The sequence below is a fragment of the Rhizobium sp. RHZ01 genome (assembly GCF_014851595.1).
GTDB classification, from domain to species: domain Bacteria; phylum Pseudomonadota; class Alphaproteobacteria; order Rhizobiales; family Rhizobiaceae; genus Rhizobium; species Rhizobium altiplani.
In genome coordinates this window covers 126,324-142,195 of the sequence record NZ_JACUZZ010000017.1, presented here as the reverse complement: position 1 = coordinate 142,195, position 15,872 = coordinate 126,324, and the positions used below count along the sequence as shown (strand labels likewise).

The following is a 15,872-nucleotide window of genomic DNA, read 5'->3' as shown; positions in this document are numbered from 1 at the left end:
ATTCCCTATCAGAGCCGTGGAAGACGACCACGTTGATAGGCCGGGTGTGGAAGCGCAGCAATGTGTGAAGCTTACCGGTACTAATAGCTCGATTGGCTTGATCGTTCTCATTGATCAATGCTCATCTGCGACACAGACGTGTCGGGATGAAGCCTAGACGTGTTCAACTCTCAAAAGAGGGCTTTGCCCTCACCAGCTTCTCATTTGTTGCGCTTCGCTGACCTGGTGGTTATGGCGGGGCGGCTGCACCCGTTCCCATTCCGAACACGGCCGTGAAACGCCCCAGCGCCTATGGTACTTCGTCTTAAGACGCGGGAGAGTCGGTCGCTGCCAGGTCTGCTAAACGCAACAAACAAAGATAATCTTCTCATCACGAAAACGGCCCCAAGCCGATCAAAAGGGCCGCCCACAAAGCGGCCTTTCTGCTATAATGGGCCCGGAAACATGCAGTGCGTCCCTTACACGAGACAAATCGCCTTCGGCAATTTGCTCGGGCAGTAGCGTAAACTGCTTCGCAGTTTACGCACCGTGACAAAACCCAAAGGGTTTTGCACTTGGCGCGGGGTGGAGCAGCCCGGTAGCTCGTCAGGCTCATAACCTGAAGGCCGCAGGTTCAAATCCTGCCCCCGCAACCAACAAAACCTGAATATTTGCCAGTCAAGTCGCCTCACAGAAAGCTCCTCCGCATAGGCGGACGGCCTTCACGTGTAAATTCGGTAGCTCAAGCAGGTGCAGCCGGGAGGGGCGGTCGGGCAGGGCTATGCAAACATATTGGGGCCGATCTCCCCGCCAACTTCAATGATCACATCCGCGGGGACATTGTTCCTCCTTGCCGCGGCGCGAATGGCTTCAGGATTTGGCGCTTCGTAAAGGCAGTATGTCTTTTTCCTGTCGGCGCTGAGGAACGAAAAAATCCACTTCACCCCTTCCTCGTCGTTGATCAGGTTGATTTCCTCGACTCCCTCTTTCGACAGTTGGAGTTGTTCGGCAAAGTTTCTTTCGATGATATAGCGTGGCATGATGAGACCCTCTTCTCACCCAAAGCGGCGAACCTCTGATCCTAATGAATGGTCTGCTTCAGTCGCTGTTGCAGCCTGACCATTCCCAGTTCGGCCGCAGTTGACCGGGCATGCTCGGATAAGGACATTGCTCTCTTTATCGCGGCTCTGCTACCTATTTTCATTAGCAAATCGGAATATTCTGCCTGCGTGTGCGCGAGCCACGGTCGCGAGCCGATCGCCGAGTTCATCTCGAGAGCATGCTCATAGTGCTTTGACGCCCGATCGAATTCACCCAGCGCGGCGGACAACATACCCAGATAGCGGCTTGCGGCACCGAAGCAGACAGTCGCCATACCTATCGTGACGGTCATCTCCTTGTAGTCGAGCATAAGCTTATAGAGTGTCCTGGCCGCTTCCATGTCCCCCAGGCCGGCGGCGACTTCCGTTAGAAACGAGAGGGATGCGCTTCGTTTTCCGTCAAGCGGCAGGGTGAAGCGTGTGCTGAAAAGCTCTTCCAATCTCCGCTGGGCGGCTTCCCGATAACCCAGGTCAAAGGCGACCAACGCGAAGCCCGGTAGCCAGGTGATTTCGTCCGGGTTTTCCTCGATCAACAATTTCATGACCGGTGCGACCTCCGAGAGACGGCTCTGCTCCCGGCGGATCGCGAACATTTGCATGCCGTAGACACCTTCGGGTGCCACGCCAAGGGTGTGCTTGCCCAGCTTCAGCGCTTCTTCGGCAAGCTTCTCGGCGGCGGTGAACCTCCCATCGAGGATGGCCATCATCGCTCTTGCGATCCGAGCGTAGAACTGGACGTTGAGATGCTGGCGCTTGGTGCCGAGTTCCTCCAGGGCGTCGACCGCCCGATCGGCCCGTGCGCGCTCGCCCAGTTCAGTCGAGACGTAGGTGTCAATCGAAAGCGCCCTGGTTAGCACATCGTCATCGTCGATCTCGCCCGCGAGGCGTCGTATTTCGTCAATGCGGGCCATCCGGTTGTTTTTCTCCGTGGCGGTTTTAACCGGTGAGGCTGTCAGGAGCGGGAGAACGGAGAGCTCCACAAGAGAAGTCTTGTCGCCAACCTCCCGGGCAAGTTCTATTCCAACGCTATGGCATTTTGCGGCCTTCTCGCTGTCACTGAGGTAGGCGTAAGCCCGCGCAAGGTGGCTAAGAATCTGGCACCGCGACTTCTTGTCCGCTGGTTCAACCATCGCCATGGCCTCCTCGAGAAGCGGCAGGGTTTCGGCAAGCGAGTTCGAGGAGAGAAATTGGGAGCCGTCGAGGCCGATCACTGCGCGAACGAAGCCCTGAATGTCTGCCGCTTTGCGTGCCAATGGGGCGGCCAGCCTGTATTTCGCCAGCGAATCCGTCATGCGGCCGGCAGCGTACAGGGCGTCGCCTAGTTTCAGGACTGCTGCGAGAAGGTCTGTTTGGTGGCCGGGCTCGTTGGGCAACTGTTCCGCGATCGACAGTGCGTTCTGGAAATGGTCGACCGCCTCGTAGTTGGCGGATCGTGCAAGGGCTCGTTCTCCAGCTTTCATCCAGTATGGAAGCGCGAGTTCGACCCGTTGCGCTTTCTCGTAGTGTTGGGCGATGAGTTCGGGCTGCGTGGCAGCGACATCGGCATACTGGTCGACGAGAACCTTGGCGATTTCCTCGTGGAAATGTCGCCGCCGCCGGTTGAGGAGCGATTGGTAGGCGGCATCCTGAATGAGCGCATGACGGAAAACGAGGGTATCATTCAAGACACCGCCTCCGACGACGATCTGGCTGGAAACAAGCTGGTGCAGTGCTTTCTCGAGGATCCTATCATCGAGACCTGCAATCTTCGACAGAAGGCCACGATCGAACTCCCTGCCAATAACGGCAGCAATCTGGGCGACCTCTTTGGCTGTTGCCGCTAGATGATCGAGACGAGCCATCAAAGAACCCTGCAGGCTGTCCGGGATCTCTACGTTGAGCGACGGTGACGTTCCGCTCTCGATGATCGTGCGGGTCAACTCCTCTATGAACAACGGCACGCCGTCCGCTCGCTCTAAGATCATTTCGGCAAGCTGTTCGGAAATGTCGCAGTCCATCGATCCGATGAGCTCGCGCATCTGTTGCCTAGTCAGACGTCCAATGGAGAGTGTTGTCGACTGCGCCAATCCACTGGCCCAGTCCGCGCTCCATTCCGGTCTATGGGTGACGACGACGAGGGCGGCCGTGCCGTGAAGCCGGCCGACGAGTTCTTCTAGCAATTCGATGGTGGACGGATCCATCCAGTGTGCGTCTTCTACGACCATGAGCACCGGTGCGATTCTGGTCGCAAGAAGCAATCGGTTCGCGAGAGTGCGGACGAGAAGTTCCTTACGCTGGTGGGCGGAGAGATTTAGCGGCTTGAACTCGTCACCGCCATCGAGCGAAAGCAGCTCCGCATAGATCGCACCAACTTCCGAGGGCCTTTCGCCGTAGCGGCTGACAAGTGTGCGAAACTTCTCGACTCGCGTGTTTCGGTCGTCTGCCGGCGTAAACATCGCGACCCGGCTCAGTCGCTCGACGATCGGGTAAAAGGCCGATGTGGCGTGATAGGGCGAGCACTGCAATCGGATGAGTTCATGCTCTGTCTCGCGCAGATGTTCTTCGAAGGCTTCGACAAGACGGGATTTTCCGATGCCCGCCTCCCCCGACAAAAAGACCATCTGTCCTTGGCCGGCCTTCGCCAGCTCCCACCGTTCGAGCAGTAGCCCGATCTCGCTGGCACGTCCGACAAATTTCGAGAGCTTTCTGGAATGCGCGGCTTCGAAACGGCTGTCCACCTCTCGCTCGCCGCGGACTTCGAACAGCGCAGTGGGCGAGGTGAAGCCTCTCAGCGTCCGCTCGCCGAGGCTGGCGATTTCGAACGACCGCCCGGCGAGGCGGCGGGTGCTGTTCGAGACCACGATCTGCCCTGGGGCGGCCGCCCCCTGCAGACGTGCCGCCAAGTTTGGGGTGTCGCCGGCGATCGATCCACGCTCCTTCGCGCTGCCATCGGTGTCGCCAACGACCACGTGCCCGGATGCGATGCCGATCCGAGCCTTCAGTCCCCGCTGGTTGGGCGACTGCAGCGCATCGACGGCGGTTATCGCCTCGAGACCGGCCCGGATCGCGCGCTCGGCGTGGTCCTCATAAGCCATGGGCCACCCAAAATAGGCAAGCACGCCATCTCCGAGATACTTGGCGACATAGCCTCCGAACCGCGTGACTGCGCCCGCGACGCTATCCTGATAACGGCGGATCAGCTCGTGCATGTCTTCCGGGTCGAGTTGCTCCGACAACGCAGTCGATCCTACGAGGTCGCAGAAGAGCACGCTGAGCAGCCGTCGGTCAGCCGCAGCGTCCGTCGCGACGGGAGCGGGCTGCTGTTCGTCCGGAGGTTGCTGCGCAAGTCCGTTTATCGCGGCTAGAATAATCTTCCGGTGACCAAGCGAGACGCCGAGTTCACGGAGGTCGGATTCCGCGACATGAGGGAGCGCTCGCAGATCGACGTCATTCTCGATGAAGGCCGCGGCGTACTTGCCGAGACCGAGTTGGGCTAGCCAATCCTCAATCGTCTGCATCGACTTTCAATCCGCTCAACCGTTCCCGAAAAATACCACGAACGTCGGCATCCTGCCACGCAGTGCCGGGAGCCGCTCGCGTTGAACAGGCCGAGCAATCGATGGCGAATTTGCGAACGCAGCCCTCGCAGATCATGCGGCATTTCAGCGCCAACACTAAGGACGATTATAGACTATCCGCATCTTGCAGCGCATTCTTCGAAGTCGCAATCGACCGCTGTGGGGAGCGAATTCAGTCGTCAGCGCATCATCCTTCAAACGCCCCTCGTCAGTATTCGATTCGACGTCATGAGCTCGGAGGCTCGGCTTCAGGAGGGTGTTATGATCAGCGAAAATATCGGGAAGTTCACACAGATTCTTCGCGGTGCTCTTATCGGGCGCGACCATGCCGACTACGAGGACGCCCGCAGGCTCTACAACGCCATGATCGACAAGCGGCCGCTCTTGATCGCAAAGTGTACGGATGCTGCGGACGTGATTGCCTCCGTGAACTTCGGCCGCGACAACGAACTTCCGATCGCCGTCCGGGGCGGCGGCCACAACGGGGCTGGGTTTGCCAGCGTTGACGACGGCATCGTCATCGACCTGTCGCCGATGCGGGGTGTGCGCGTCGATCCCGTCAAGCGGACAGTTCGTGTAGGGGCCGGGTGTACGACCGGCGAGGTCGATCATGCCACCCACGCCTTTGGGCTTGCCATCCCCTTCGGTGTCGTCTCAACCACAGGTGTGGCGGGCCTGACGCTGAACGGCGGCCACGGATACCTCACCCGCCAATATGGGCTTGCCATCGACAATCTGATCGAGGCCGACGTCGTGCTGGCGGACGGCACGCTCGTCACCGCCAGCAAGGCCGAGCGCCCGGATCTGTTCTGGGGGCTGCGCGGCGGCGGTGGCAACTTTGGTGTGGTCACCAGTTTTCTGTTCGAGGCGCACCCTGCGGACAGCGTTTATGCCGGTCCGATCTTCTGGGAGTTGAAGGATGCTGCGACGGTGATGCGCTGGTACCGCGAGTTTTTGGCGACTGCGCCGGACGAGTTCTACGTCTTCCTTGGGCTGCAGACGGTTCCCTCCGCCGATCCGTTCCCGGTGGAGCATCGTGGCAAGAAGATCTGCGTGCTTCTCGTTTCCTACAATGGAGCGGTCGCCGACGGGGAGAAGGCAGTTAACGCCGTCCGCAGGGCGCTCCCGCAGCCGATTGTCGATTTTGCCGGTCCGATCCCGTACCCGACACTTCAAGGCATGTTCGACGGACTCTTTCCGAAGGGCCTTCAATGGTACTGGAAGGGTGATTTTGTGAAGACGCTTCCGGACGCGGCGATCGAAGCACACATCGAGCAGGTGGCCAAGGCACCCAGCGAACCCTCGTGCATGCACCTCTACCCGATCGATGCCGCCGTCCATCGCAAGGCAAGAGATGAAACGGCGTGGAATTGCCGGGATGCCACATGGTCGATGGTTATTGCCGGCGTTGACGCCGATCCGCGCCAGGCGGCGACGCTGAAAAAATGGGCGACCGACTACTGGCAGGCGGTCCACCCGTTCAACCTCGACGGCGCTTACCCGAACTTCATGATGGACGACGAAGGCGATGTGCGCCTGAAGGCCACGTATGGCGACAATTACGAGGGTCTTGTCCACCTGAAAAAGAAGTACGACGGGAGCAACCTGTTTCGGATGAACCACAATATTCGCCCTGCCGCCTGACGCCGAGAGGGGCGTCACTGAAAGGCGCTTCCTCGATCCTGGCGGCCACTGCGATGGTGGCTGCCAATGTACACCTTTGGCGTAATGGCGTCACCCGCCGAGGCCGCTTGCGGCCCTTTGCTGCCGTTCGAGATCGATCCGAGGAACGTGCGGTATGTGCTAGAATGCGGCCCGAAAGCGGAATGCGACAGACGCACGGCGAGGGGCGGTGTGATCGAACCGGAATTCGCGCGACCGAGCCGACGTTGTGCTCTTGGAAGGAGAGACGAGGACGATGCCGACACCACAGCAACCCAGTCTAATAGTTCGACAGAAATCCCCACAGAACATCGAGTTTCCGTTTGCGTCGCTCTCCGATTGGCGGATCCCAACGGAGCTGTTCTTCGTGCGAAACCATTTTCCGTCACCGGACCTCAATGCGCGAGACTGGAGATTGCGCGTTGACGGGGCGGTGGAGCGGCCGATCGAACTTGACCTCGACAGCATCAAGGCGATGCAGAGCACGACTTTCACCGCCGTCGTCGAGTGCGCAGGGAATGGGCGCGTCTACTATGTGCCGGCGAAGGAGGGGTTGCAGTGGCAGAACGGGGCCGTCGGCAACGCCGCGTGGACGGGTGTTCTTCTGCGCGAGATTTTGGAAATGGCGGGCGTTAGGCGAACCGCACGTGAGGTTCTGCTCGTAGGCGCCGACAGCGGCGTCGTCGACGCGAACAAGAAAACGGCTTCTCCAGGCCCCATCGCTTTTGCCCGCAGTTTACCGCTGGAGAAGGCCGTCGCTGACAGCACGATCCTTGCCTATTCGATGAACGACGAACCGTTGACGCGCGATCACGGCTACCCGCTACGCGCGGTGGTGGGTGGCTGGTTCGGCATGGCTTGGGTCAAGTGGATCACGCATATCACGGTTGTGGAGCAACCGTTCCTTGGCTACTGGCAGGCGCGCGACTATTTCCGTTGGGAGCGCAGCCTTGGGGAACCTAGGCTGGTCCCCCTTACGGAGATGGAGGTCAAAGCGCAGATCGCGCGTCCCGTACAGGGGGCGCATCTCATCCTCGGCCAACCGTGCCGGATTTTCGGAGCCGCCTGGAGCGGAGAGGCTGGTATCCGGCAGGTGCAGGTCTGCACCGGAGATGGCAGGGGCTGGCGCGAGGGAAGGCTTCTCGAAACAGAATGTCCCTTCGCATGGCGCTTGTGGGAGTACAAGTGGACCCCTGAAAAAGTGGGGCGATATATATTGCGATGTCGCGCGATCGATGGGGCGGGGTGCGTGCAGCCCGACCTCCCGCGTTCCGACTGCGAGAGCTACGCGGCCAATTGGATTATTCCGGTGGATGTTACGGTCGTTCCCGAGCCACAGACGTACGCGGAGGAATTCGTGATCTAATCACCCGCGTGGGGGATGGCGGCTTATGGCAGTGGGTTCAATTGATCGCCGCAACACATTCTGCAAATTTTTGCGCGGGCGTCTGATAAAGCAAGGTCTTTCTTGGACGTTCGTTGAGCTGCCTGGCGATAGCATTGAGCTGGGCTTGGCTATGTACGGACAGGTCAGTGGCGCGCGGTAGGTATTGGCGCAGCAATCGATTGGTGTTCTCATTTGAACCGCGCTGCCAGGGTGATCTGGGATCGCAGAAGTAAATCTCAACGTCAGCGGCTATTGCCAGTCGTTGATGGTCAGCCAACTCCTTGCCCCGATCCCAGGTCAATGATTTGTAGAGTTCGCCCGGCAGTTTCTGTGACTGCTTTATCAGCGCAGAAACTACGCTTTCGGTATCCTTATTGGCGACCTTGATCAGCATGACGTAGCGCGAGTGACGCTCGACCAGCGTCGCGATGTAACTGTTCTTCGACCCACCGATAAGATCGCCCTCCCAGTGACCGGGGACTGCACGGTCGTCAGCGGACGCAGGCCTCTCGCTTAGAACCTCAATCTCGACGACCGGCTGGCTACGAATACAGTCGAGTTGTTGGTCGGCACCGCGTGCGCCTCCTCCGCAGTGCTGGTCGGAGGCGAATGGCTGGTATGCTTTGACAACTCACATCTTGAAGAGCCTTTCAAAGCCCCGATTCTGACCGCATCCGAATACGAGCCGGACTGGCCCCCGAAGCCGCGTGATCGCCTTAGACTCGGATCGGGCACCGGGGAACGTGGCACATTCGGCCCGGCAACGCTTTGGAATTCCAAGGCAATCGGGAACTATTATCCGAGCGACTTTGCCGATGGTTCCATCATCAAGTCGATCGGCGATGCGTTGTTCTGGAACATGTTTCCAGCAAAGGAACCTGAGAAGCATTCGTCTGCCGATTTTGATTGGGAAGTATTTCTCGTCACCCTCGCACCAGGCCGAGTTTCGCGCCAATGAAGACGCTGAGCTATTGAAGCGCTACGGGGTTTCCAACCTGTCGTTTGCTGACCGCATCCTTGGTGGCGAAGTGTCAGACGTGCCGAGCTCAGCCCGCCAGTTGAGGGTTTGACGAGCCGGGGTCTGCGGGAACCCGAAAAGCCCAGACAATAACCGGGCGCGAATCTCCTTGATGACAAGACTTCTGACCAGCCTGGGCTCGAGTGCGGAGCGCAGGGTCTGCTTGTGAAAGTGATCGGCCTTGCCGCTGGTCGCCGCGATTTCAAGTACTCGGGAGTGTGTGGTTGTTCCCGACTTGCTATCGCATCTATGGATTCCATATCATTCCAAAATGAAGCCCCAGAGCATTGGGGATCTACACGACGTTTACCCCGTCGACAGGCAGCTGAGAGTCTTAAGTTCGTCGCGGCACAGTCTGCGAGACAGAGCGACCGGTCGGGTCGCAAGCCCTATACGTCGCCTTGAGCGCTTGTGAGAGCGATATGTTTACGGGAGGGAGCCATGAGTTCGCGGGGCGGACAAGGCGATGATCTGTCACTGGAACCCGAAAGGGTTCGTGATCAGCTTGATCGCATCTTGTCGAGCGCCGAGTTTCAGGTTCCGGAGCGTAGTCGGAGATTTCTTGCATATGTCGTCGATGAAGCACTGGCGGGACGATCAGAGAATCTGAAGGCTTACACCATTGCGCAGGCGGTCTTCGGCCGAGATGCTTCCTTTGATGCCCAAAACGATCCGGTCGTTCGTATCGAAACAGGGCGTATTCGCCGCGCCCTGGAGCGATACTACCTCGTGGTCGGGCAAAGCGATTCCATACACATCGCCATACCCAAGGGTGGATACGTACCGAGTTTCACCGCAAGCCAGTCAGAGATTGCGTCAGGACGTCATTCGCCGGGAAAAGATGTCGACGTGCAGGAGGCGCCGGTGGCGCAACATAAACGTCCGCTTGCCTACCGGGATTTTATCCTGCCGGTTGGTGTCCTGCTTGTCATCGCCGCCATGGGCATGTTGGTGCTGATGCGGCCGCTCCAAGAACTGGTTGCTTCACTGAACCCTTCGTCGGGCACACCTTTGCCTGCGGGAGATGAGATGCGGCCGCAGATCGTCGTGGAGCCTTTGGTCGGCATAGGTCGGGACAATGGCGACGCCGGCATCGCCAAGAGTCTGACGGATGGCGTCATTGTGGAACTGACGAAGGTCAAATCAATCGCTGTCAGGACGCCTGGGCCGAAGGCGCATATCGCGGCGCCAAACCAACCGTCACTCTCCATCCAGGGCAGCGTGGGCACCGAGGATAAGCGGTTGCATGTCCAAATCCGGCTGGTTGATCGAGCCGACGGAACCGTTGTCTGGACAGGCGCCTATGACAGAAACCTTGACGAAGGACGCATTCTTGACGTGCAGGATGAAATCGCCCGGCTGATCGCGAATGCGATATCTCGGAGGCAGTAGGGTCAGCCTCCTTCCATATAGAGAGTGCAGATGCCACAGATGCTGCAGCGTCGAACTTATTTACCGGTGTCCGCGGCGGGTTCGATTGCGACACCTGCGGCTCGTAGACCTTTGAAAAATGCTTCCTGATCTTCCGGGCGCTGCAGACGCAAGGAAACCTCCTTGCGGATGTTCTTCATCAATCCGGATGCATGGGCATTCAGCCATTCCCGTTCCTGCCTGGCGTCAGCCGTTTTCCCGGCCGTGCCAAGAATAGCAAGGAGCACGAGGTGATGCGTGGGATTGTATTCCAGGTCGGACATGCGAGACCACAGTTCCGCGGCCCGGACGTCATTCCTCATCAGGGCACACAATGCCATGCCCACTTCGTAGTATCCCCTCGGGCCCGCATTCTTGTTGACGGCGCTCGAAATCAGCTCGCAGCCTGACTGCCATTTCCCCGACATGGCCAGCCGCAACCCGTATTCCCCCGCGACCTCGGTATCATTGGGGTTCATGGCATAGGCTGCCGCACCCGCCTGAAGGGCTTTGTCGACATCATTTCTGAAAAAGCTCACCTGCATGAGAGCCTCAAGGACACGCGCATCGTTTGGGGCAAGCGAGGCTGCCCGCTCCGCCGCGCTGGCGGCTAATTCCAGCGTCTCGTCCGTTGAGGATGTGCCGAGCTTATAACGAAACCTCATCTCGTCCAGGTAGGTGAGGGACAGAAGCGCCCAGGAGGCAGCGCTTTTCGGAAACAGCTCTGTCGCTCGTTGCAGACAGTCGCGCGCCGTGTTGTGCGTCTGGGCATTCATCGACCTACGGTAGCTATAGTAAGCCAATCTGCAGGCATAGGCGTCCGCATCTCCGCTCTGCGGCTGCCGGGCAAGTGCGTCGGTGTCGGCTTGAAAAACCGCACCATATGGTTCCGCGACAGTGCTGGCGATCTCTTCAGCGGCGCCGGTCAGGATCTCGAGCTTGCTTTGCGCACGAAGGTCCGCGTCGTAATTGTTCGCCCAAATCACTGCACCGTCGGATTGGCGCACGAGCCGGGCGACAAGCCGCAATCTTGGCCCGTCGAGTTGGACATTGCCTTGCAAACCATAAGCATTCGGGCTCGGTTGTTCGGCCTTCGACGCATCCGCGACAACGACGACGTCATCGAACTTTGCTAGCTTGCCGATAATCTCGTCCCTCAGGCCACGCGCGATGTCGGAAGCAGCATTTGCGGAACCCTCATCCTCAAAGGACTCGACAATGACTCTGGGTTCGGCCGCTTCTGTCGGCGAGGCGCCTGAGGGATTTTGGTGCCACCCCGACAATGCCTGTGGAAGGACGATATAAAGCGAAGCTGCCGCGAGCAAAAGGGCGGTGCCGAGCGTCAGCGTGGTCGATAATTGAGGGCGGCGGAAAGATTGGCCGAGGCGGTGAAGCGGCCCGGTGTCACGGTGACGCTCGATCGCTGGCGCGAGATCAAACTGCGGCGCCGCGAGCGACGGTGTCGGAACGTTGTGAGCATATTCGAAGCACGGCCTGTACCCACCCTTGGGGATCGTAATCGTTACCTCGTCCGCTTGGCCGGCGATGAGGTAGTAGCGTTCAAGTGCTCGGCGGACTCGGCCTGCTTCGATCCTGACGACAGGATCGTTCTGGGCGTCGAAATTGACCTGGCGACCAAAGACCTCATTGGCGATTGTGAAGGCCTTCAGGAATTCCGATCGGCCTGCCAAGGCCTCGCTTATGATGAATTGCAGAAACTTGCGGCCCCGCTCCGGCGAATGGAATTCTTCGCTCGCCAGTATCCGTTCAAGTTGGTCGTAGATTTCCTCGGCCGTCGGCTTCGAGGGCTTGGCTATTGCGCTGCTCATGATGACGCCCTAACGAGATCACGCAAATATTTTAGCTGAATATAGTATTAGCTCAGAACTGCCGGTGGCTGCAACCGCTACATACGATACACCTTCAAATGGTTACCCGCCGGTTGAGCGCGGTGCAGTCCGATTTGGGTCACTGGTTTTGGCCTAGAACAGTCCATCAAACCGATCGATAGGTGCAGCGTTGGATAAAATTCAATCCGTGCCGGTGTTCTCTGCCATCGCCGGGGCAGCCGTAGCCCCGGGCAATGTCTCTGATGGCCAAGCCCAGGCGCGCAGCAGTTCGTAAAAGACACTGAGCACGATTGGCCCCAGAAACAGGCCGAGCAGGCCATGCGAGAGAGTTCCGCCGATGACGCCGATGAGGATTACCGGCATCGGAGTTGAAAGCCCTCGGGACATCAAGATCGGCTTCAGCACGTTGTCCACGACCGTGATCGGGATCGCCACGACAGTGAAGGCAAAGGCCATCGATGCAGGCCACGAGAACCATGCCCAGATGATGGCCGGGATAAGAACGAGGCCAGGGCCAAGCTGCATGAGGCAAAGCATGAACACGACAAAAGTCAGGGCTCCGCGCGCCGGAATATCGAAGAAGGCAAAGCACAGGCCGCATAGGAGCGTCTGAAGCAAGGCTACGCCGATGACGCCGCGCGAGACGTTGCGAACCGTTGATCCCGCCAGCCGCGCAAAGCCAACCCCCCTCTCTCCGCCGATGCGGCCCGCCAATACCTGAATCGTTGCTGCAAGGCGGGGGGACATGGTGAGGAAGATGCCGGAGAGAATGACCGAAGCGACGAAGCTCAGCACCCCACCGCCGATTGCTGCAAATTTGGCGATGATGACTCCCATGACCTCGCGGAGAGGCGCCTGGAATTTCATGATTGCTGCCGCGAGATTGCCGGCGACCTGGTTCCAGCCGGCGTAAAGGCGCTCGCCGACCACTGGCCAACCACGTATAGCCTCAGGAGCCGCGGGCAAGGTGAAATTGTCGGACTTCAATTGCGCCACGAGAGCCAGGATTGCATCGGCGAAATTGACCGCGACAAGCGCCAATGGCGCGATTATGAGCACAAGGCACGCTATGACAATAATGGTGGCCGAAAGCTTGGGCCGATTTCCTAGAAGTCTGGACAGACCGGTGAACATCGGAAAGAGCGCTACCGCGAGGATCGCGGACCAGATGACGATCAGCGCGAATGGCGCAATCAGCTGCAGGCTCCAATAGGCGAATAGTCCAATGATGCCGATCCGCACCAAGTCGCTGACCCGTGCCTCTACCGAAATCTGCGCGGGACCGGCTTCTGCCGCGGTCCCGCTCTTTTGTTGCTGCATCGCGTAGCCTATTCCACGGTTTTCCACAGTGCATGCCTGAACGGATCAGGCGTCATCGAGTCGTCTCCGGCACAACATGCCTGACGCTCTGATCCTCGACATAGTTCGATGGCCGCTTCTGTCGTTTGCCAAGATCCGGTGCGTCGAACTTTACCCGCTCGTAGGGGATCGACTGCAGGATATGGGAGATGCAGTTTATCCGGGCGCGCTCCTTGTCGTCGGAAGGCACGAGCCACCACGGCGCGTGGTTGCTGTCCGTCATCCGCAGCATCTCGTCATAGGCTCGCGTGTAGTCCCACCAGCGCTGGTAGGACTCGACGTCCATGGGGCTGAGTTTCCACTGCCGAACCGGATCGTCGATGCGCCGCTTGAAGCGGCGTTCCTGTTCTTCCTCGCTGACGGTCAGGAAATACTTCAGCAGAATAACGCCGCTTTCGACGATGGCCGCCTCGAAGCGGGGCGCAAGTTCCAGGAAGCGCTGAGCCTTCTTCTCGCTGGCGAAGCCCATGACGCGGTCAACGCCGGCGCGGTTGTACCAACTGCGGTCGAAGATCACGACCTCGCCGGCTGCCGGCAAATGCGCAATATAGCGCTGCATGTAGATCTGGGTTTTCTCGCGATCGGTGGGAGCGGGTAAGGCGACGACGCGGAATACACGCGGGCTGACCTTTTCCGTTATCCGCTTAATCATCCCACCCTTGCCGGCGGCGTCACGGCCTTCGAAGATGATGACAATCCGGGCGCCCGACTTCTTTACCCATGCCTGCAGATTCGCCAGTTCGATCTGCAGTCGCTTGATTTCCTTGTCGTAGTCCCAGGACTTGGCTTTCTTATGCTTGCCCTTGCGTTCCGCTGGAACCTCTTGCTTCGGATCGTATGCTTCGTCCATCGTTCCCTCCATTGTTTAACGCGCATTCCCTGCGACATTGCCCATGAGCGCGCGCAGGGCCTCTTCCCGACCATTGAAAAGATTGTGGGCGCCGATCTTCTTGATGAACCCGGCACGCTCCAGGATGCCGCGACTCTCCTCGCTGACGTCGGCAATGGCAAAGACGATGTCCCGCTTGGCCAAGTCATCGGCCACAGCGTCGAGTGCGAGCGCACCTGTGCTATCCACGTGCGTGATGGCACCGGCGTCGAGAACGAAGCACTTGGTTCCGGGAGCAAGCTCTCTGGCAACCTCCGTCAGACGCATGCGGACATAGTCGGCGTTATAGAACAGGATGTTGCCCTGGATGGCGAAGACGGCAGCGCCTTCGACGGGGCGCGCTTCCGGGAAGCGGGCGAGCTCGAAGAAGCCGTGCCGTCCGGCAATGTGACCAAGGAGGCTGTCACGCGGAAACATCGTCTTGCGCAGGAGGTAGACGAAGGTTGCGGCAACGGCAACGACCACGCCGTTGAGGACGCCGAAGCTGATTGCGCCCCACATGGCGATCAGCGCAAAGACGAATTCCATGCGGCTGATGTGCCAGATCTTCTTGAGTTCCTGAACATCGATGAGGCTGATGGCGGCGCTTGCAAGGATGGCTGCGAGCGCGGGGATCGGCAGGATCCGCAGAGCGCTGTGGAGGAATACAAGAGCGGCGATCAGCGTGGCAGCTGAGACCAGTCCCGCCAGCTGGGAGACGCCGCCCGTGGAGAGGTTTATCGCGGTTCTCGAGTCCGACATGCTGATGGGAAAGGAACCGAACAGGCCGGGCGCGATGTTGGCCGCGCCGAGACCGATCAGTTCCTGGTTCGCATTGACGTTTTCACCAGTGCGCGATCCGAAGCTTCGCGCGGTCACGATGCCGGCGCCGAAGCTCACCAGAAAGATCGCGGCCGAACCAAGCACAAGCTTATCGAGCGGCATCTGATGGATTGCCGGCAGGGAAAAGCTCGGGAAGCCGCTTGGGATATTGCCCACGACAGCCATGCCACGTCCCTGGAAGTCGAAAAGCGCCGAGAGAATGACGGAAATAACAACCACGAGCACAGGACCCGGAACCTTGAGGTGGAACGCCTTGACGATCCAAAGCAGCGCAAACATGGAGAGACCGAAGAGAAGCGACGGCCAGTGGATCAAGGCGGCCTTGCCAAGAATTTCGGCAACCGGCGCAAGGAGACCATCCGACTCAATCTTTACACCAGTGAAGCGGCTGATCTGCCCGACGAGGATGGAAAGCGACACGCCGGCAAAGAAGCCCACCAGGATCGGGCGCGACAGGAAGCTCGCGAGGACGCCGAGGCGCAGCAGTTTTGCGGCGATGCAAAAGACGCCGACGCCAAGGGCGAGCGCCGATGCGATGGCAACCCGGTCAATGTTGGCAGCAGCCGGATCGGCCGCGATGATAACGGTCATCGCAGCCGCAAGCACCGTCATCGTTGCGGCATCGGGGCCGACGACCAAGAGCCGGGAAGGGCCGAAAAGTGCGTAGGCGATCGGCCCAACGATGCTGGCGTAGATGCCGGTCTCTGGAGGCAGGCCAGCAATCGCCGGATAGGCAATGGCGCTCGGCAAACCCACCGCGGCGATCGACAATCCGGCAGGGATATCGCTACGAAGCCAGTCTTTCTTGAAACCGGCCAGGCCCCGCAACATTGGTAGGC

Annotated in this window: 9 protein-coding genes, 1 tRNA gene, 2 rRNA genes and 1 pseudogene; 6 read left to right on the top strand and 7 right to left on the bottom strand. The window is 59.3% G+C overall.

What is annotated here, in order from left to right; translation table 11 throughout:
- The 3 genes from IB248_RS18650 to IB248_RS18640 form a co-directional block, all read left to right on the top strand.
- Nucleotides 1-105, top strand: a 23S ribosomal RNA gene (locus IB248_RS18650); the annotation flags it as partial.
- Nucleotides 106-221: 116 nt separating this feature from the next.
- A 5S ribosomal RNA gene (gene rrf, locus IB248_RS18645) occupies nucleotides 222-336 on the top strand.
- A gap of 222 nt (nucleotides 337-558) precedes the next feature.
- Nucleotides 559-635, top strand: a tRNA-Met gene (locus IB248_RS18640).
- Nucleotides 636-758: 123 nt separating this feature from the next.
- Here the strand turns inward: IB248_RS18640 and IB248_RS18635 are convergent.
- Nucleotides 759-1,019, bottom strand: a complete 261-nt coding sequence (locus IB248_RS18635; RefSeq protein ID WP_018856437.1) for a DUF4242 domain-containing protein — start codon at nucleotides 1,017-1,019, stop codon at nucleotides 759-761.
- Nucleotides 1,020-1,060: 41 nt separating this feature from the next.
- The gene (locus IB248_RS18630; protein ID WP_192241496.1) at nucleotides 1,061-4,576 is read right to left on the bottom strand and encodes an adenylate/guanylate cyclase domain-containing protein; all 3,516 of its coding nucleotides are present in this window, start codon (nucleotides 4,574-4,576) and stop codon (nucleotides 1,061-1,063) included.
- Nucleotides 4,577-4,897: 321 nt separating this feature from the next.
- Between IB248_RS18630 and IB248_RS18625 the strand changes: the two genes are divergently transcribed.
- Both IB248_RS18625 and IB248_RS18620 read left to right on the top strand, forming a co-directional pair.
- Nucleotides 4,898-6,280, top strand: a complete 1,383-nt coding sequence (locus IB248_RS18625; RefSeq protein ID WP_025658815.1) for an FAD-binding oxidoreductase — start codon at nucleotides 4,898-4,900, stop codon at nucleotides 6,278-6,280.
- Between the two features lie 385 nt (nucleotides 6,281-6,665).
- Nucleotides 6,666-7,664 carry a sulfite oxidase gene (locus IB248_RS18620; RefSeq protein WP_348648609.1) on the top strand — a complete coding sequence of 333 codons (999 nt, stop codon included), beginning with the start codon at nucleotides 6,666-6,668 and terminating at the stop codon, nucleotides 7,662-7,664.
- Between the two features lie 37 nt (nucleotides 7,665-7,701).
- Here IB248_RS18620 and IB248_RS18615 read toward each other — a convergent pair.
- Nucleotides 7,702-8,202, bottom strand: a pseudogene (locus tag IB248_RS18615) (IS30 family transposase); the annotation flags it as partial.
- 942 nt (nucleotides 8,203-9,144) lie between these two features.
- Between IB248_RS18615 and IB248_RS18610 the strand changes: the two are divergent.
- Complete coding sequence (locus tag IB248_RS18610; RefSeq protein ID WP_192241494.1) at nucleotides 9,145-10,095, top strand: hypothetical protein; 951 nt, start codon at nucleotides 9,145-9,147, stop codon at nucleotides 10,093-10,095.
- A gap of 56 nt (nucleotides 10,096-10,151) precedes the next feature.
- Here the strand turns inward: IB248_RS18610 and IB248_RS18605 are convergent, their stop codons facing one another.
- From IB248_RS18605 to IB248_RS18590, 4 genes are all read right to left on the bottom strand, one after another.
- The gene (locus tag IB248_RS18605) at nucleotides 10,152-11,942 is read right to left on the bottom strand and encodes a hypothetical protein (RefSeq protein WP_192241493.1); all 1,791 of its coding nucleotides are present in this window, start codon (nucleotides 11,940-11,942) and stop codon (nucleotides 10,152-10,154) included.
- A gap of 201 nt (nucleotides 11,943-12,143) precedes the next feature.
- Nucleotides 12,144-13,283: an AI-2E family transporter gene (locus IB248_RS18600; protein ID WP_192241492.1), complete on the bottom strand. Its 1,140-nt coding sequence runs from the start codon at nucleotides 13,281-13,283 to the stop codon at nucleotides 12,144-12,146.
- A 52-nt stretch (nucleotides 13,284-13,335) separates the two neighbouring features.
- Nucleotides 13,336-14,172 carry a polyphosphate kinase 2 gene (gene ppk2, locus IB248_RS18595; RefSeq protein WP_025658822.1) on the bottom strand — a complete coding sequence of 279 codons (837 nt, stop codon included), beginning with the start codon at nucleotides 14,170-14,172 and terminating at the stop codon, nucleotides 13,336-13,338.
- 15 nt (nucleotides 14,173-14,187) lie between these two features.
- Nucleotides 14,188-15,864, bottom strand: coding sequence for a SulP family inorganic anion transporter (locus IB248_RS18590; protein WP_246779274.1), 1,677 nt, complete (start codon nucleotides 15,862-15,864; stop codon nucleotides 14,188-14,190).
- Nucleotides 15,865-15,872 lie beyond the last annotated feature (8 nt).

Excerpts from the sequence above, each read along its gene's own strand:
- IB248_RS18590 (WP_246779274.1), bottom strand. The coding sequence starts at position 15,864 with ATGTTGCGGGGCCTGGCCGGTTTCAAGAAAGACTGGCTTCGTAGCGAT.
- IB248_RS18630 (WP_192241496.1), bottom strand. The coding sequence starts at position 4,576 with ATGCAGACGATTGAGGATTGGCTAGCCCAACTCGGTCTCGGCAAGTAC.
- IB248_RS18605 (WP_192241493.1), bottom strand. The coding sequence starts at position 11,942 with ATGAGCAGCGCAATAGCCAAGCCCTCGAAGCCGACGGCCGAGGAAATC.
- IB248_RS18610 (WP_192241494.1), top strand. The coding sequence starts at position 9,145 with ATGAGTTCGCGGGGCGGACAAGGCGATGATCTGTCACTGGAACCCGAA.
- IB248_RS18635 (WP_018856437.1), bottom strand. The coding sequence starts at position 1,019 with ATGCCACGCTATATCATCGAAAGAAACTTTGCCGAACAACTCCAACTG.
- IB248_RS18600 (WP_192241492.1), bottom strand. The coding sequence starts at position 13,283 with ATGCAGCAACAAAAGAGCGGGACCGCGGCAGAAGCCGGTCCCGCGCAG.
- IB248_RS18625 (WP_025658815.1), top strand. The coding sequence starts at position 4,898 with ATGATCAGCGAAAATATCGGGAAGTTCACACAGATTCTTCGCGGTGCT.
- ppk2 (WP_025658822.1), bottom strand. The coding sequence starts at position 14,172 with ATGGACGAAGCATACGATCCGAAGCAAGAGGTTCCAGCGGAACGCAAG.